16 protein-coding genes and 1 pseudogene are annotated in these 17,352 nt (G+C 64.9%); 7 read left to right on the top strand and 10 right to left on the bottom strand.

Annotation, left to right across the window (positions count from 1 at the left end; translation table 11 throughout):
- The first annotated feature begins 57 nt into the window (after positions 1-57).
- The 5 genes from B0G80_RS01415 (at position 58) to B0G80_RS01395 (ending at position 6,933) form a co-directional block, all read left to right on the top strand.
- Positions 58-1,470, top strand: a complete 1,413-nt coding sequence (locus B0G80_RS01415) for a 3-oxoacyl-ACP reductase (RefSeq protein WP_116116710.1) — start codon at positions 58-60, stop codon at positions 1,468-1,470.
- 2 nt (positions 1,471-1,472) lie between these two features.
- Positions 1,473-2,408 carry a MaoC family dehydratase gene (locus B0G80_RS01410; RefSeq protein WP_116116709.1) on the top strand — a complete coding sequence of 312 codons (936 nt, stop codon included), beginning with the start codon at positions 1,473-1,475 and terminating at the stop codon, positions 2,406-2,408.
- A 165-nt stretch (positions 2,409-2,573) separates the two neighbouring features.
- Positions 2,574-3,875, top strand: a complete 1,302-nt coding sequence (locus B0G80_RS01405) for an acetyl-CoA C-acetyltransferase (RefSeq protein WP_116116708.1) — start codon at positions 2,574-2,576, stop codon at positions 3,873-3,875.
- 135 nt (positions 3,876-4,010) lie between these two features.
- Entirely contained in the window at positions 4,011-5,831 is a 1,821-nt protein-coding gene (locus tag B0G80_RS01400) for an AMP-binding protein (RefSeq protein WP_116116707.1), read from the top strand.
- Between the two features lie 37 nt (positions 5,832-5,868).
- Positions 5,869-6,933, top strand: coding sequence for a DUF1571 domain-containing protein (locus B0G80_RS01395; RefSeq protein WP_116116706.1), 1,065 nt, complete (start codon positions 5,869-5,871; stop codon positions 6,931-6,933).
- Here the strand turns inward: B0G80_RS01395 and B0G80_RS01390 are convergent.
- The 6 genes from B0G80_RS01390 to B0G80_RS45625 form a co-directional block, all read right to left on the bottom strand.
- Positions 6,930-7,388, bottom strand: a complete 459-nt coding sequence (locus tag B0G80_RS01390) for a hypothetical protein (RefSeq protein ID WP_116116705.1) — start codon at positions 7,386-7,388, stop codon at positions 6,930-6,932. The two genes, B0G80_RS01395 and B0G80_RS01390, sit on opposite strands and share 4 nt — an antisense overlap.
- 40 nt (positions 7,389-7,428) lie before the next feature.
- Entirely contained in the window at positions 7,429-9,006 is a 1,578-nt protein-coding gene (locus B0G80_RS01385) for an FAD-binding oxidoreductase (protein ID WP_116116704.1), read from the bottom strand.
- A 78-nt stretch (positions 9,007-9,084) separates the two neighbouring features.
- A complete protein-coding gene (locus tag B0G80_RS01380; protein ID WP_116119467.1) occupies positions 9,085-9,555 on the bottom strand; it encodes a hypothetical protein in 471 nt (156 codons plus the stop codon).
- 275 nt (positions 9,556-9,830) lie between these two features.
- Positions 9,831-10,682 carry an anti-sigma factor gene (locus tag B0G80_RS01375; RefSeq protein WP_116116703.1) on the bottom strand — a complete coding sequence of 284 codons (852 nt, stop codon included), beginning with the start codon at positions 10,680-10,682 and terminating at the stop codon, positions 9,831-9,833.
- Positions 10,682-11,212, bottom strand: a complete 531-nt coding sequence (locus B0G80_RS01370) for a sigma-70 family RNA polymerase sigma factor (protein WP_106284599.1) — start codon at positions 11,210-11,212, stop codon at positions 10,682-10,684. Before B0G80_RS01370 ends, B0G80_RS01375 begins: the two co-directional genes overlap by 1 nt.
- 14 nt (positions 11,213-11,226) lie before the next feature.
- Complete coding sequence (locus tag B0G80_RS45625) at positions 11,227-11,367, bottom strand: hypothetical protein (protein WP_181919886.1); 141 nt, start codon at positions 11,365-11,367, stop codon at positions 11,227-11,229.
- Between the two features lie 408 nt (positions 11,368-11,775).
- Between B0G80_RS45625 and hfq the strand changes: the two genes are divergently transcribed.
- On the top strand, positions 11,776-12,279 hold the full coding sequence (gene hfq / locus B0G80_RS01365) for an RNA chaperone Hfq (RefSeq protein ID WP_106284597.1): 504 nt from the start codon (positions 11,776-11,778) through the stop codon (positions 12,277-12,279).
- A 23-nt stretch (positions 12,280-12,302) separates the two neighbouring features.
- On the opposite strand, the gene B0G80_RS01360 is transcribed toward hfq, so the two are convergent.
- The gene (locus B0G80_RS01360; RefSeq protein ID WP_106284596.1) at positions 12,303-12,533 is read right to left on the bottom strand and encodes a hypothetical protein; all 231 of its coding nucleotides are present in this window, start codon (positions 12,531-12,533) and stop codon (positions 12,303-12,305) included.
- Positions 12,534-12,864: 331 nt separating this feature from the next.
- Here B0G80_RS01360 and B0G80_RS01355 point away from each other — a divergent pair, with 331 nt between their 5' ends.
- On the top strand, positions 12,865-13,053 hold the full coding sequence (locus B0G80_RS01355; RefSeq protein WP_116116702.1) for a hypothetical protein: 189 nt from the start codon (positions 12,865-12,867) through the stop codon (positions 13,051-13,053).
- Between the two features lie 387 nt (positions 13,054-13,440).
- On the opposite strand, the pseudogene B0G80_RS01350 reads toward B0G80_RS01355, so the two are convergent.
- The 3 genes and pseudogenes from B0G80_RS01350 to B0G80_RS01340 all read right to left on the bottom strand — a co-directional run bounded on the left by B0G80_RS01350 (position 13,441) and on the right by B0G80_RS01340 (position 17,228).
- Positions 13,441-14,170 (bottom strand): annotated as a pseudogene (locus tag B0G80_RS01350) (DUF2968 domain-containing protein).
- A 48-nt stretch (positions 14,171-14,218) separates the two neighbouring features.
- Positions 14,219-15,610 carry a sigma 54-interacting transcriptional regulator gene (locus tag B0G80_RS01345; protein WP_116116701.1) on the bottom strand — a complete coding sequence of 464 codons (1,392 nt, stop codon included), beginning with the start codon at positions 15,608-15,610 and terminating at the stop codon, positions 14,219-14,221.
- Positions 15,611-15,620: 10 nt separating this feature from the next.
- Positions 15,621-17,228 carry a TadG family pilus assembly protein gene (locus B0G80_RS01340; RefSeq protein WP_258878790.1) on the bottom strand — a complete coding sequence of 536 codons (1,608 nt, stop codon included), beginning with the start codon at positions 17,226-17,228 and terminating at the stop codon, positions 15,621-15,623.
- Positions 17,229-17,352 lie beyond the last annotated feature (124 nt).

The following is a 17,352-nucleotide window of genomic DNA, read 5'->3' as shown; positions in this document are numbered from 1 at the left end:
GCGGGGCGTCTCTCAAGGGCACTTCCCTCGGGCGTGGCCAGCGGAGCGACTAATAATATGAACGACTCTTATCTGAACTTCGTCAACTCGCCGTTCGGCGCGCGCCTCGCGCGCTCGGTCGGCCTGCCGAAGCCCGAGGTGCTGCGCCGCTATCGCGCGGATCAGCCCGAGTTCGGCGGACTGGTCGCGCTCGGCGCGGGCCGCGAACCGCATCTGCTCGACGCGCTCGCGAGCCTCGTGGCGAGCATCGGCGTAACGAGCGTCGCGCACGAAAGCGCCGGCTTGTGGGTGCCGCTCGCCAACCGTCACGGCCTCATGACGGGCCGCTTCGAAGCGGCCGACTCCGGTTCGCAAGGCAAACTCGCGGCCCTGCTGTTCGACGCGAGCGGCATCGAAGACAGCACCCAGCTCGAACCCTTGCACGGCTTCTTTCACGACACGCTGCGCTCGCTCGGCAAGTGCGGCCGCATCATCGTGCTGGGACGGCCGCCGGAGACCTGCGCGACGCCGCGTCAATGGACCGCGCAACGCGCGCTCGAAGGCTTCACGCGTTCGCTCGGCAAGGAAGCGCGGCGCGGCATCACCGCGAATCTCGTGTATGTGGAGCGAGGCGCGGAAAACCGGGTGGAAGCGACGTTGCGGTTCTTTCTGTCGCCGCGCTCGGCCTATGTGTCGGGCCAGGTCGTGCGCGTCGCCGCCGGCGCGGGCGGCGAGACGGCACCCGCCTTCGATTGGCAGCAACCGCTCGCGGGCCGGCGCGCCGTCGTGACCGGCGCGGGGCGCGGCATCGGCGCCTCGATTGCGAGCGTGCTCGCCGCCGAAGGCGCGCACGTGATCGGCATCGACATCCCGACGGCCCGCGACGCGCTCGACGCGACCATGCGCCAGTTGAACGGCACCGCCCTCGCCTTCGATATCGCCGCACCTGAAGCGCCCGCGCAGATCGCGGCCGCGCTCGACGAACAGGGCGTGGATATCGTCGTGCATAACGCCGGCATCACAAAGGACAAAACAATCGCGAAGATGACCGCGGCCGCGTGGCAAAGCGTGATCGACATCAACCTGTCCGCGCAGGAACGGATCGACGACGCCCTGCTCGCCGCCGGCATTCTGCGCGACGGCGGCCGGATCATCGGCGTGTCGTCGATCAGCGGCATTGCCGGCAATCTCGGCCAGACCAACTACGCCGCGTCGAAGGCCGGCGTGATCGGCCGCGTACAGAGCATGGCGCCGCATTTGCGCGCGCGCGGCATCACGATCAACGCGGTCGCGCCCGGCTTCATCGAAACGCAAATGACCGCGAAGATTCCGCTGACCATCCGCGAAGCCGGACGCCGCATGAATTCGATGAGCCAGGGCGGCCAGCCGGTCGACGTCGCGCAGACCATCGCGTGGCTCGCGCATCCGGGATCGGCCGCCGTGAGCGGCCAGATCGTGCGCGTGTGCGGACAAAGCCTGATCGGAGCGTGACCATGGCTGAGCCCGGCGATCCGTTCGAAGGCAGTCCTCTATCGAACCCGGCGCGGCCGGATGCGGTGCGGCCCAAGACCGTCGTGATCGAGACCTTGCCCGCGCCCGCCAAGCTCTATGCGCGCGCGTTGTCCGGGCTCGTCAAACGCGGGCGCGAGACGCATCTGCCGCCGCTGCGGCTGGTGCGCCCCGCCGTCGCCCTCGACCCCGGGCCGATCTGGCGTTATGCGCGCGTGTGCGGCTTTATTCCCGAGCACGGCGTGCCGCTCACGTATCCGCATCTGCTCGCCTTTCCCTTGCATCTGCTGATGCTGACCGACCCGGCGTTTCCATGGCCGGCGCTCGGGCTCGTGCATCTGGCCAACCATGTGCGTCTGCGCCGGCCGCTCGCCTACAAGGAGATGCTGCGCGTCGAGGTGGAGTTCGGCGCGCTGCTGCGCCACGACAAAGGCCAGGCGTTCGTGCTGCATACGCGCATGTACCGGCGCGGCGAAGCGGTCTGGGACGGCGATAGCGTCTATCTGAAACGCGGCGTGCCGGCGAGCGGCAGCGTGCTCGATCCGCTCGAACCCGGCGCCGTTGCGTTGCATCGCATCGCACGCTGGCAACTCGCGTCGCAGCTGGGCCGCGACTACGCGAGCGTGTCCGGCGACTACAACCCGATCCATCTGAGCGCGCTGTCCGCGAAGGCCTTCGGCTTTCCGCGCGCGATCGCCCATGGCATGTGGACGCTGGCGCGCGCCGCCTCCGCGTTGCAACCGCCGAAGCCGCTTGCGGAAGCCACCCTCAGCGCCGAATTCAAACTGCCGATGCTGCTGCCCGGCGAGGCGTCGCTGTGGAGCGCGCCGCCTTCGCTGATCGAACGCGACATCGAGGTGCGCGATATCGCGGGGCAGAAACCGCATTTGCGCGGCCGCATGCAATGGAGGTTGCAATGAGGTGCGCGCGTCGTGCGTCGAGTCGTGGAATCGTGTAGTCGTGGAATCGTGGAATTGCGGGCGGCTGAATCGTTGTTGAATCAGGACCGTCGCGACCGGCCGTCAGACCATTGTTAGACCATTCGCACCATTCAATACTCAGGGAACGACCCGAAGGAGCCGAGCATGTCCAACCCGCTGCCAGCCGCACGCCGAGTCGCCATCGTCGGGGGCAACCGGATTCCGTTTGCCCGCTCGAACACCGCCTACGCGACCGCGTCGAATCAGGACATGCTGACCTTCACGCTGCAAGGGCTGATGGACCGCTATAACCTGCACGGCGAACGCTTGGGTGAAGTCGCCGCGGGCGCTGTCATCAAGCATTCGCGCGACTTCAATCTGACGCGCGAATCCGTGCTGTCCACCACGCTTGCCAAAGAAACGCCCGCTTACGATGTGCAACAGGCCTGCGGCACCGGACTCGAGGCGGCCATTCTCGTCGCCAACAAGATCGCGTTGGGGCAGATCGAAGCGGGCATCGCGGGCGGCGTCGATACGACCTCCGACGCGCCGATCGGCGTCAACGAGCGGATGCGCAAGATCCTGCTCGAAGCCAATCGCGGCAGGAGCACCGGGCAACGCGTCAGCGCGCTGAGCAAGCTGCGGCCCGGCATGTTTTTCAAGCCGCTTCTGCCGCGTAACGGCGAACCGCGCACGGGCCTTTCGATGGGCGAGCATTGCGAACTGATGGCCAAGCGCTGGAACATCTCCCGCGAGGCCCAGGACGTGCTCGCCTACGACAGCCACCGCAAGCTCACGGAGGCGTATGCGCGCGGTTTCGTCAACGATCTGATGACGCCGTACCGCGGTCTCGCGCGCGACAACAATCTGCGCTCCGACCTCACGCTCGAAAAACTCGCGAGCCTGAAACCGGTATTTGACCGCGACGCCGGCACGCTGACCGCGGGCAATTCGACGCCGCTCACCGACGGCGCTTCCGCGGTGCTGCTCGCGAGTGAAGAATGGGCCGCGCGTCATGGACTGCCGGTGCTCGCGTACCTGAGCTGGTCCGAAACCGCCGCCGTCGACTTCTTCGACAAGAAAGAAGGCCTGCTGATGGCGCCCGCCTACGCCGTGCCGCGCATGCTGACGCGCGCCGGGCTCACGTTGCAGGACTTCGATCTGTACGAAATCCACGAAGCCTTTGCCGCCCAGGTGTTGTGCACGCTCGCGGCATGGCAGGATGACGAGTATTGCCGTACGCAGCTCGGCTTGCCGGGCCCGCTCGGTGCAATCGATCGGGCAAAATTGAATGTGAACGGCAGCTCGCTGGCCACAGGCCATCCATTCGCGGCGACGGGTGGACGCATCGTCGCCGGCCTCGCGAAAATGCTCGCGCAACTCGACAAACCGGGCGGCACCGCGCGTGGGCTGATTTCGATCTGCGCGGCGGGCGGCCAGGGGGTGGTCGCGATTCTGGAACGCTGAGCACGAGATGCGTTTCAGTGTTTGCTTCGCCGCATGCTTTTGCTTCACACGCTGCCACACTCGCGTTGATTGCTTCGATGACCGGCCACCGGGCCGGCACACAAAGAGATGAAGCCACAGCTTCAGGAGACGACCATGACCCAGCCCACTCAAACCACGCTTGCGCCTGGCGGTGAATCGGCGGCGCCGAACGCAGCGGAGCCTGCGCCTGCTTTCGCGCAGGCGCAGGCTCACGCGCCGAACCACGCGCCCAACACCGACGGCATCTGGTACGCGTCCTATCCGGCGGATGTGCCGCGTGAAATCGACGTGTCGAAATACGAGTCGGTCGTACAGTTCTTCGACGAATGCATCGCGCAGTTCCGCGAGCGTGTCGCGTATGTGAGCGTGGGCGCGAGCATGACCTACGGTGAACTCGGCCGCAAGGCCACCGCGTTCGCCGCGTATCTGCAGAGCATCGGCATGAAGCCGGGCGAACGCGTCGCGATCATGTTGCCGAATACGTTCCAGTATCCGGTCTCGCTGTTCGGCGTACTGAAGGCCGGCGGCGTGGTGGTCAACGTGAATCCGCTCTATACGGTGCGCGAACTCGCGCATCAGTTGAAGGACAGCGGCGCGCAAACCATCATCGTGTTCGAGAATTTCGCGAAGACGGTCGAAGACGCGCTGCCCGGCACCAAAGTGCAGAACGTGATCGTGACGGGACTCGGCGATCTGCTCGCCGACGGTCTGAATCTGAAGGGACGTCTGCTCAATTTCATGCTGCGGCACGTGAAGAAGATGGTGCCCGCGTACAACCTGCCCAAAGCGGTGCCGCTGCTCGACGCGCTTTCTACCGGCTACTCCCGGCCATTGACGCCCGTGCGCCCCACCCACGACGACATCGCGTTCCTGCAGTACACAGGCGGCACGACCGGCGTCGCCAAGGGCGCGATGCTCACGCACAGGAACATCATTGCGAATCTGCTGCAGGCCAAGGCGTGGTCAGAAGGCCAACTGACCGGCGAGGTCGAAACAGTGCTCACGCCGCTGCCGCTGTACCACATCTATTCGTTGACGGTAAACGCGCTGATCTTCATGGGATTGGGTGGACGCAACATTCTGATCGCCAATCCGCGCGACATGAAGCGCGTGATGATGATCATTCGCCACGAGAAATTCACCGGCATGACCGCCGTGAACACGCTCTATAACGCGTTCCTCGACAACGAGGAATTCTGCAAGCGCGACTTCTCCGATCTCAAGCTGGCGATGGCGGGCGGCATGGCCACGCAGAAGTCGGTGGCCGAGCGATTCAAGGCGGTGACCGGCAAGCCGATCATCGAAGGCTATGGGCTCACGGAATGCTCGCCGATCGTGTCGATGAATCCGGTCGACCTCTCCAACATGCGCGACTTCGAAGGCTCGATCGGTTTGCCCGCGCCGTCCACGCAGGTGCGTTTCAGGAAGGACGACGGCCATTGGGCGAACATCGGCGAGGCGGGCGAATTGTGCGTGAAGGGACCGCAGGTGATGAAAGGCTACTGGAATCGTCCGGAAGAAACCGCCAAGGTGATCGACGACGACGGCTGGCTCGCCACCGGCGACATCGGCGTCATGGATTCGCGCGGCTTTATCCGGCTGATCGACCGTAAGAAGGACATGATTCTGGTGTCGGGCTTCAATGTCTATCCGAATGAAGTGGAAGACGTGATCGCGGCGCTTCCGGACGTGCGCGAAGTCGCCGCAATCGGCGTGCCCGACGCCGCGCAGGGCGAACGGGTGAAGGTATTCATCGTCAAGCGCAATCCCTCCCTGACGGCGGAACAGGTGATCGCCCACTGCCGCAAGAACCTGACCGGCTACAAGGTGCCGAAGCTCGTCGAGTTCCGCGACGAGCTGCCGCAAACCAATGTCGGCAAGATTCTGCGCCGCGCCCTGCGCGACGAGGAACTCGCGAAGCAAAAGCCTGCCTGACAGGGAAGGCGCTTCGCGTCACCTTTCGGAGAGATTCATGAAGCACCGCCTGTCCGCACGATCACGCCGCACGCCCGTCTTCATGCGCCTCGCCGGTTTGTCGCATTCGTCGCTTTCGTCGCTTTCGTCGCCGCGGACCGCTGGTTTGCGTGCGGACTTATTCGCACGCTTGCGCGCGTCGTTGCAAAGCGTGCCGTCGCGCAAGCTCCTGATCGCGGCGCTCGTGGCGGGAGCGGCCGCACTGGCCACGCCGGCCGCATTCGCGCAAAACGACGACACGCCGCCCGCGCTCGACAGCGCCAGCGCCGTCAAGGCGCCGTCCACGCCCTCCACGCAGGTCGGCAAGCTGACGCTGGATCAGCAGGTCAAGTGGCTGCGCGCCGCGCAACAAAGCGGCGCGATGGAAAAGCTCAGTGACGCGCAACTGGTCGCGCTGTTCCAGTCACTCGATCCACTCGCGTTGCCGCGCTATATCAAGGAAGGGCCGAACGGCTATCCGTCGTACGAGTTCACCATGGCGCGCTCGGAACGCATTCACGGCCAATGGCCCGACAAGCCCGATCACATGCTGGTGCGCGTCGCGCACGACCCGTTGCGCATCTACGCAAAGTGGCTGCCCGACGGCGCGCGCGCCGGCCAGGAAATCATCTACGACGAATCCAAACGGACCGATGAGATGTACGGGCATCTGGGCGGCATCATGAACGTGATGCCGGTGTGGACCTCGCTGACCGGCGCCCTCGCCCGCGCGCAATCGAATCATCAGGTGCGCGATCTCGGCACGGAATACATCGCGAACCAGTACCTCAGCGAAGGCAAAAAATACATCGAGGCCGGCTTGCCGCGTTCGACCCAGATGGAAGTCAAAACGGTCGACGGCGTACGCGTGGTGGCCTTCACCTTCGAAACGCCGACCGGCCAGCCGCAGTTCTACGCGAAGAAGGAAACGCTCGGCCTCGATCTGCGGCATCCGTATTTCCGCACCGTCGAGTCTTATGACAACGACGGCAAGATCTTCGAGAAGGTCGTGTTCGAAACAATCACGCCGAAAACATTCGACGACTCGACCTTCGATCCGAAGAACAAGGCGTACAGCTTCTAGCTCTCGTGCAATACGCGTGGCGCGAAGGCGAAGGCGAATGCGACGTGACCGTGCTGTCTGTCCGAGCCCGCGCTTTGCTCGTGACTGTGTTCGTTTTCGATCACCTGTCCCGCGCTTTTAGCGAGTTGGTTCAGCACGAAGTAATCGGACGCGCGCGTGAGCCCAATTAGCGAAACCGACAGGAACGTGGGCGTAGGTGTGGGTGTACATGCCGGCGTTGCGCAAAGCAGCGGTGCAAGTGTCGTGTACCAGAGCGCGCCGATGTCGTCGCCGGTTTCGAAAACCGGCAACTGCCGGTGTGCTGCATAGCCGGCGAATGCGGCGCCGTACGCCAACGTGGAGTCGACCACCGCCACCGTATTGCTACGCGCCGCCGCATGCGCGAGCCACGGCCACGCGCTGCCTGCCGCGGTCGAGAGGCAAGCGCCGGTCAGCATGAAAGTGCGCCGGTCCATGCATCGCTCCTGTCGTCATGCCTCGTTTTCGGCCGCGCCCTCAGGTATAGCCGCGCCGGTCGCGCCACGCCGCCGGCCAGATGCCCTGCTTGCCCGGCGCGAGAATGCCGTTCGGGTCGAGCGCGTCCTTGATCGTTTCCGAGAACCGCAGCAACGCGCCGTCGTTGAAGCTGTACTGGGCCGCGGCAAAATCCATATACGCGAGATGCGCGCGGTATTCGCCGTAGCCCGCCGCGCGCGCGTCGCTCATCAGCGAACGCAACAGCGCGCCGGCCTGCTCTACCTGGTTCGCGTCGTCGCGGTCGAAGATCGCCGCGAAAATGTGATGCAGATGGCGCACGCCCGCCGTAAAACCGCCGTAGTAATCGAAGCCGTATTCCGCGGCGCGTGCCTTGACCATCGTGTATTGACGCAACGCGTCGCGCCCGGTCGCGGGACACACCGGCGCGAAGTCCACATGCGCGCCCGCGCCGCCGCGCCAGTCGAGCATGCGAAACGCGCTCATCGCCGGAATGCCGGCGAGGTTGCGGTCGCCGCCGGCCGTGGGCTGCGCGTCGCCCGCGTAGCGCGCCGCCAGAAAGCGCGCCCGCGGTATGCGCGCAAACGCGCGCTGCACGATCGCATGGCGCGCGTCGATCGACTCAGGCGTACCGTAAAGCGCATAATGCAGATTCCAGCGGCCCACATTCAGCTTCTCGAGCATCGCGTCCACCGCGCTTCCGGGCATCGCCCCCGGTCCGTCATACCACTGCGCGCGCGCCGACAAGCCGGCCGCGCGGCGCAAACCGCCTTCGATCACCGCGTGATTGCGGATCGTTTCATCGAGCCGCAAAGGCCGCAAAGTCTCCACGATCGCTTCGAGATCCGCTTCATGCTGAAACTGGATTTCGCCGAGCAGATAAGCGGGCGGCGCGGGCATCAGCCACACGCCGAGCTTGGTGACGATGCCGTAATTCGACTGCATGAACATCGCGTCGAACGACGGCCCGTAACCCGGCTGGTACAACTGCCACGCGGTGCCGATTTCAATGCCGCCCATGCCTGTGCGCAACACATCGCCGTTGGCGAGCACCACTTCCATGCCGCACTGCGACGCCGCGTGATCGCCGTACGCGGTATAGCCGAAGCCGCGTTCGAGCGTATTGCCGACCACGCTGCCCCAACCGGCCGCGGGCGGATCGACCCACAGCTTGTAGCCCTTGTCGCGCAGATGCGCGTACAGATCGAAGTAGCTGACGCCCGGCTCGACCAGCGCGTACGCCATGGCCTCGTTCACTTCGATGATGCGGTTCATCCTGTGCAGATCGAGCACGACCGAACCGGCAAGACGCGGCGCGGCGCCGCCATACGCGAAGTTGCGTCCGGTCGAAACGGTCCAGAGCGGAATGCGAAACTGATTGGCAATGCGCAGCACCGCGCGAATTTCATCGACGGAGCCGGGCAAGACGGCGGCACTTGCCGAAAACGCTTCGCGCTCACCGGGCGCGAACGGATCGAGATACACGGCAAGGCCGTCCGCCGAGGTCACCACCTGCGGCTCGCCGACAATCGAACGCCAACCGGCGAGCGCGCGGTCGAACTGTGCGGCGGACACTTTTGGCGGCAAGTTGCGAATCAAAGCGTCTCCCTGGCCGCCGCGCGAATCCGCGGCAGTGAGTCAGCGGCATGAGTCATTGGCACGAGTCAGAGGCACGAGTCAGCGGCGCATTCCACCGCCGCCGTGCGACATGCCGCCCCATGGGTGCATGGGCGCCGCACCGTGCCAACCGCCGCGTCCGCCCGCGCCGAACGATCCGTGCACGCCATGCACATAGCGCACATGATCCATATGATGGAAATGATGAAAGCGGTCGACGAACACGAACGACACGCCGACCCCGAACACCACCGGCGGCCCCCAATACCATGGATCGTAGTAGTAGACCGGGCCATCCGCCAAGGCCTGCGCGGCGGCATCGTCCTCGACGATCTGCCATGTGCCGTCCGGTTGCAGGCATGCGCGGCCGGTGATCTGCTGCATGACGCCGTCGATTTCCGCCTGCCCCGCCACGAACCGGCACACCGGCGCGTCCGCTTGCGCCTCGACCGGCGCCGCGCACGCGGCGCACAGGCACACACAGGCTACGCCGCAATACAGCCCGCTGCCGAATTGATGAAATGTGAGCATGATTTTGCTGCCTTTATGCTGTCCGACGCGCACCGGCGTTGCGACCGCAAGAAACGTGTCGGCACCGTGAAGACACCGTCGTTTGCCTTGCTGAAGACCTTGCCATGTACCCATGTACGCATGCGGGAAAGGCACGATCCAGCAACAAGTAAACGCAGCGCCGCGCGACGCTATTCCTTCAGCGCGGCGCAAGCGCACGCCGTTTCTGTTACCGGGTGTTGCACGGCCTCTGCCGACCGACACGACAGTCGCGCGGCGCGAACTCGCACATGCCCCTACTGCCACGACTCCGGTTTGCCGCCGAGCGCGCTGCACACGTCGATGGCGATCGTGCGCAGCTTGCCTTCCGCGATCGGCCCGGAGAGCGCGTAGCCCATGCCGTCGCTGACCCAGTAGAAGGTGCGGCGATTGCCGTCGCGAAACAGGCGGAACGCGGTTTCGTCGCGCGAGATGCCGGTGACGTAGAGCGTGAGCCGCGCGCCGCTGGTGTTCTCGTACATGAACTGCGCCGCCGGACCCGCTTCGCCGGGCAACAGCCGGCCGCCCACCAGCGAGTAGCCGTATTCCTGCAAGGACGGCACCGAGAGCGGCCGGTTCAGCCGTTTGGAGAGCCAGTTGATCAGATGCTCTTCTTCGTTCGCGGCGACTTCCACCGGATGCCGCCGCTCCGGCGTGTACACCGCATAAGCGATGTCCGCGCGCTCGGCGAAGCTCGGCGGGCTGCCGCCCAGACCGCCCCACGCGCCGCCGGTCAGACGCGGCGCGAGCGGCCCGAGGGCGAGCGCGAGCCCGGCGCCGGCCGCGAGCCAGCAGGCCGCGACGCCCGCGCGTTGCCACCAGGCGGTCCTGCGCCGCAACACGATGAAGGCCGGTTCATCGGCCGCCTCGCGTTCATGACGCTCGTCGCGCTCATCGCGCTCGCTGCGCTGCGGCGCGCCGCACAGCACGCGCAACGCGGCTTTCTGCGCGCGCCACGCGGCCACGCGCGCGGCGGCCTGCGGATGCTGCGCCAGCTGGGCCTCGATCGCGGCACGCTCCGCGCCTGGCAATTCACCGTCGACATACGCCGACAGCGCTCGCAGATCGAGCCCTTCGGGCAAGCTGGAATCGTAGTCGTCGCTGTTCATCACGGGTTTCTCACTACTTTCAACGGTGGACTTTTACGCGCCGGCCCCTGCGCCGGTCCTTCCGTCAGCAACGCGCGCATGTGTTCGCGCGCGCGGGAGAGCCGCGACATCACCGTGCCGATCGGCACGCCGAGCGCGCGCGACGCTTCCTGGTAAGACAGCTCCTCCACGCAGACCAGCAACAGCACTTCACGCTGTTCGACGGGCAGACAGTACAACGCGCGCTGCAGATCGCGCAGCACGAGGCCGTCGACCTCGCCTTGCGGCGCTTCGAGATTGCGCCAGGGCGCGCTCTCTTCGTCGACGGCAATCTCGCGGCGGCCGCGCAATTGATCGATGTAGAGATGCCGCAGGATCGTCAGGAGCCATGCGCGCAAATTGCTGTCCGGCCGGAACGCCGCCCAACGGGCGAGCGCGCGCTCCGCCGTATCCTGTACGAGGTCGTCGGCCCATGCGCGGTCGCCCGTCAGTGCGCGCGCGTAGCGGCGCAGCTGCGGGAGCCACGAAATCACTTCGGCTTCGAAATTCACCCGGCGAGCGGCGCTCAGTAGCCGCCGCTGCCGCCGCCGCCGCTCGAACTCGAGGCGCCGCTATCGGTCGCGGACGTGCACGCGCTCGTCGCGAGGGTTCCCCCCGCCAGTGCCAGCAGAACGAAAACAGCGGAAAGGATGCGCGATACTTTCATGGTGAGTCTCCTGTCGGCCAGAGCTGGCGCTTTCGCGCCTGACTCGGCTCTCATGCGAGAAGCTTGCGGATGAGCGCCCGAACATCCGGTGCGGCCGGCACAAGCCGATCGGCGACGCGCACGATGCAGTGTCGCCATGCCTGATATAACGCGGTCGGGCGGCGCTTTATTCCATCCGATACACCGCGCCCGCCATCTTTTTCCGCCATCCGCGCCGCGCAGGGCCGCGTGTGGCGGAAGAACGCGGCATTCGTCCGCAGATTCGTAACTCAACGTTACAGTCAATAGTTATCAGATGCTTATGCGCCCACAAGCCGTTATAGTGGACCCAGTTCGCCCGCCGACGCGTTCCGCCCCCACACAGGGTAGAATCGCGGCGAACAACCGTCTTTCTAACCTGAATTGTCCATGGCTTCCGCAGAATCGCATCCGCAAAACGACTTCATGAACGCTGCGCGCAAAGAACGAAAGCGCGTCGAGATTTACCTTGTCAACGGCATCCGCCTGACCGGGTGCATCGAGTCGTTCGATCAGTATCTGGTGATGCTGCGCACGCCTGTCGGCCTGCAAGGCATCTACAAGCGCGCGATCTCGACGATCCAGCTCGACACCGGCACGCGTCCGGCTCCGCGCGCGGGGCGTCCCGCGCACGGCGAGCACACCACGCGTGGCCCGCACGGCTCGCGTGAACCGCGCGATCATCGTGAGCCGCGCGAACCGCGTGAACCGCGCGAGTCGTATGGCGCGCCGTCTTCGGACCGGCCTGCGTCGGATCGAAGCAGCGGCACGTCGGACGGCCCCGTGGTCGTTACGCGCCGCCGGCGTCTGTTCGGCACGGGCGGCGACGGTGGCAACCACGGTGGCGGTAACCACGGCGGCGGCAATCACGGCGGTAATGGCGGCAGCGAGTAAGCCGCCGCGGCGGCGGCGCTCGGCTACTCCGGCGAATGGCCGAGCCGCTGCAATATCTTCTCCAGACGCATCACCTGCAGGTCTGTCAGTTCAAATCCGCATTTGACCGCCAGCACGCGGCGGCGCCAATACACGGCGTCCAGCCAGCGCTGCGCCGGTTGCTTCGTTGCCCAATCCAGGTGTTCCAGCTCAGCTTCCACGACGTGCGACGCGTTGAGGCGCTGCGACGCGCACGCGGTTTTTTTCCGGTTCATGTTATTCGCTGCCTTGTTGTTCACGGGTTCTGGTTGCGCCCCTCCCGAGCGCGACATTGCCGGTTCGCGGCATGCGTTGCGGTCTACCGGCCCACGCAGCCGGTGCCTGCTTTTCTTTTGCGCGCCGCACTGTGTCGACACACGGAAAACGAGCTGATGCGCAATGGTTTTTAAGTTTCGGCTGATAAACCCGCACCGGTTCGCGCATCGTTCGGCTCACGGGTTTGCAGCCGGCACTTACGGCGCACGGTCCTGGACCGTTCGGCCGATGTTCGCCGAGGCCTGCTTTGCGCTATGCTGACTTGCAGACTCTCTTCTCACGGAGTACGTCATGACCAGCAAGAAGCAACACGAATCCCCTCCCGCGGCAACGCAAGCGCCCGCCGAATCCGACGACGACCGTCTTGACGAGGCGCTCGAGGAAAGCTTCCCCGCCAGCGATCCGATCGCCGTCGACGTGGGAGACCCGCATCACGCGTCGGGCAAGGAGGGGGCTTCGGAGGGAAAAAAGCGGCATTAGAGCTGGCCGCTTTATCGGCTGGCGGAGCACAGGGAAAACGAAGCAGCAGCCAAAGCGTGGCCGCCGCTATCGCCGTCACGTACGCGGTGCGTTAAGCGCTGCCGCTAGTGCGCGTGCAAAACAACTGGGAACAAGGGCGGCGAGCCACTCGCGTGCCGCGCGTGAGACTTCACGTAAACACGCGGGAAATAAACGTGGGTGGCTATTACTGCTGCAGGAATGGAAAGTCCGGCGAGTGCGTGAACGAGCAACGGCGTTCGCGTGGGCCGCGCGAACTATACACATTGCACGAATGCAGTTGAACACGAGCCATCGTTGCGGTAAAGCCGAGCGACACGGTTAGCACCGCGCCGCCCTGCCCACCGGATGCTCTTTAGACCGTTACGCTCAGCGCGAGGGCAACCCGCTTTCCAACTGGCGTTGCAGATCGCGCACCTGGCGCTGCGCGGCACGCAGCTGATCCTGCGCGGAAGCCTTTTGCTGAGCCAGCGAAGTCGCTTCGGCGCGAGTTTGCTGCTGCTGGGTCACCACGATGCTCTGCTGCTGACGCGCGACATCGAGGTCCGCCTGCAAGCGGTTCGCATTGTCCTGCTGCAACGCGATCATCCGCTCCGTGAACGCTTTTTGCGCTTCGAGTTGCGTGCGGCGAATCTCGACGTCCGACAGTTGCACCGTCTGACGCACGAAATCCTTGTAGATCATGTCCGCACGTGTCGCGTCCTGCGTCTTGATGACACGCCAGAAATTTTTCTGCTGGAACAGCGCCACGTAGTACGTCATTTCCTTGCCGTAAAACAGCAAGCTCGCGCCCGTAACTGCCGTTATACGTGGTGCGCAGTTCGCTTAGATCCGACCCGTGGATCATCTGCTGCAATTCCGCCACGTTGCCTGCCGCGGACTGCTTCGCTTCGTCCGACGTGAGGGCGGAAGTCTGCGCCTGTCCCGCCGGCGAGGTAGCCGGCAACGCGGCTGTCGTGCCTGGCTGGGAAACGACACCGCCGATGGCGCCGCCGCTTGCGCCGCTGTTCTGCAGAGCTTGCGCGTTGACGCCTTGCGCCGTGCCCATCGCGATCAATGCGGCGAGCGCAATCTGTCGCAGTTTCGACTTTCGGTCCATGTAATTTATGCTCGAACAGTTTTTTGTTTTAGTACAACCATCCCATTATTACTCACTTTCCCGCGTTTCGGGCTCCTCGTCGAAAATTTGATACTTGCGCATTTTCTCCCATAACACCTTGCGGCTAATGCCGAGATAGAGCGCCGTATCCTGGCGGCGCCAACCGTTTGCGTCGAGCGCGGCCAGCACGCGATTCCGCTCGGCCATGTCCCATTTGCTGCGGTCCACGAGCACCTCGGCGACGCCCTCCGCCGGCACCGGCTGAGTGGTGCGCGCGAGCGCGAGAAGCCGTTGCAGGCGTGCCGCGTCCCACGCGCCGATTTGCCGCACGGTCACGCCGATGCGTTCGGCCAGATTGCGCAACTCGCGCACATTGCCGGGGAAATACGTGTCGGCGACAGCGTCGGCGAGCCAGTACGGCAGATCGGGCAACGCGGCGAGACGCTCCGCGCCGACGATCTGCGCGATGAACGCCTTGAAGATCGCAATCTTGTCGACAGCGCCCCGCTCTTCCAGCGACGGAATCTTCAATTCGATCACGGCGAGCCGGTAGTAAAGGTCGGCGCGAAACGTGCCGTCCTTCACCAGTTGCGGCAGCAGTTTGTTGGTCGCCGCCACCAGCCGGAAGTCGAGCTTGACCGGCGTCGCCGAACCGATGCGCGTGACCGCGCTGTCTTCGAGCACGCGCAGCAGCTTGACCTGCTGATAGAGCGGCAGATCGCCGATTTCGTCGAGAAACAGCGTACCGCCGTCGGCTTGCTCGAAGTAGCCTTTGTGCGCGACCACCGCGCCGGTGAACGAGCCTTTCGAGTGACCGAAGAACAGCGATTCGAACAGACCGTCGGGGATCGCGCCGCAGTTCACCGCGACGAACGGGCCTTGTCCGTAGCGGCTATGTTTTTCGTGCAGCAGTTGCGCGATGCGCTCCTTGCCGACGCCGGTTTCGCCGTGCACCAGCACACTCGTGTCGCAATCGGCGAAGGTGTCGACTTCGTGCAGCAGCGCCTGCATGCACTCCGAGTTGGCGATCATCGCATCGGACTCGTGCGTCTTGGCGCTGTGCGCGCGCATTTGCAGCACGAGCTTCATGACCATGCCGCGCAGTTCGGCGCAGGTGAAGTCGAGCGGCAGAATATGCGAGTACTCGGACGGATAGGCAGCCGGATCGTGCTCGCGCGGCGCGGCGCCGACCCAGACCACCGGAATGCCGTGCGCGGCCTGCCAATCGCGCAGGATCAACGCGCCGCTGTCGATCACCGACACGCTGATGATCGCAAGCGACGGCCGCAGCGCGGTCCGCTCGGGCGAGATCGCGATGTCGTCCGCACGGATCACTTCGACATCGAAGCTCGCCATGCAGCGCGCGACCCGGTCGACGATGTCGGCCTTGCCCTCCCAGACGTAGATATCGAGTTCCTCGATTTTGGTGGTGGTTCTCATCTTGGATTGGCTAGTTGACCAGTTGCGAAACGCCGCACGTCAGCGACATGTTGTGGACCGTGGCGGTGCCGACCTGAACGCCGAGCAGCGCTAGCGTGGGCACGAGCACCGCGTCGAGCAGCGCGAAGACAGGTTGTAGTGCAGCCGACAGCACCGGCGCAAGGGCGGAGAGCAAAGGCTGGATCACCGCGGTCAGATTGAGTCCCAAGGCGGTCACCTGTAGTGTGTTGGGCAACACCTTGAGTAGCTGCGCGGTCAGCGTCGACGCATCGCTGCCAACGGCATTGGAATTGATGGTGACCGACGAATCGAAACTGCCGGACGCGCCGTTGAACGTAACGGGCTGGGACGAAGGCGGCGCCAAGGGCAATTGCTCCGTTCCGTTGATCGCAATTTTCGTGAGTTCGTTCGTGCCGGTTAACAGGGTCCATACCGTAACGTCGGCGACATTGATCGTTCCGCCGCAAGCCGGATTCGCCCCCACGCAGACCGTCGCGACGCTCGGTTGCACCAGAATCGTGGCATTGGTCGCTGCCCTGGTCGACTCGCAGTCGACCGAACTGAGCGCGGCAGTGCCCTGCGCGCTCGTCAGCGAAAGCATGATCGGTGTACTCAAGGCGGAAATGCTGATCGAGCCGATGCCAAGATTCAAGCTGATTGGCGCGAACGTCAGCGGCAGCAGATTCACGCTCGCGTTCACCACCGCCGTGCGCGCCATCGTGCGATACGTCCCATTGGGCAACATGCCGCCCTCGCCGACCGCCAGCACCGGTGGCTTGATGACCTGCAGCGAAATCCCCGCCACTCCCGCGAGACCCGTCGCCACATTGATCACCGGCGCGTTGCCCTTGGTCCCGTCCGGACTGCGTTGCGCAATCTGCGCCGCCACCAGCAGAGCATCGAACGCGTTGACCGTCGCGGTCGCCGCGGCATCAGGATTGGCGAGACCGAGCGCGAGCAGCCCGGGCGAAGACGCACCGCCGTCGCCGATCGTGATGTTCTGCGCGCCGGGAATAGCCACCGCCAGCTTCTGCAGAATCGACGCATTGATGGTGTCGCCGCCCGTCTGCAACGCGGTGACCATGGCGACCATCAGTTGCTGAAAGCTCACTGTCGTGCCGAGCAAACCCTGCATGGTCGACACGCCGAGCGCAACCATCAGATCCTGCAGCTTGATGTGCGCCGTGGCGAGGCTTTGAGCATCGCCTACGCTCAGCGACACGCTGGTTTTCAGCAAGCCGCCGAGAATCGCATCCAACAGCGCCGACTGCTGCGTATTGATCGACGCAATGCCGGTCCCCAGCGAAAACGCGTCGATGTTGGAAGCGAACGCGGTGGCCGTCGCCGAGACATTACGGCTTGGTCCGAGGAAGAAGTACGGCACGACCTGGGTCGTCGTCACCTGCACGGCATTCAGCGGATTGCCGCTAGTGCCGAAATAGGTGCTCTTGCTGGTATCCCAGCGGCCGCATGTCGTATTGATGGTCGTGGTGGTGCCGGCCGTGAAACCGTTGGCCGCCGCGTTCTGCTGCGCGGCCGTGGTGGCCGTCGCGCAGCCGCCCGTGGAGCCGATCATCTGGACCGCCGCCAGCGCCGCCAGATCGGCCGTGCGCTGCAACTGCCGGCGCGCGAAAAAACACGTTGCCGACGTCGAGCGCGCCGAGCGCCGCGATCGCCACGCTCAGCCAGATCACCGCGACCACCGCGACCGAGCCATGCTGACGGCGCTCGCCCGCGCGCCG

The sequence above is a fragment of the Paraburkholderia sp. BL6669N2 genome, assembly GCF_003387275.1.
In the GTDB taxonomy this organism is placed as follows: Bacteria; Pseudomonadota; Gammaproteobacteria; order Burkholderiales; family Burkholderiaceae; genus Paraburkholderia.
Note: the sequence above shows the minus strand (reverse complement) of the source record. Positions and strands in the feature narration are given on the sequence as shown.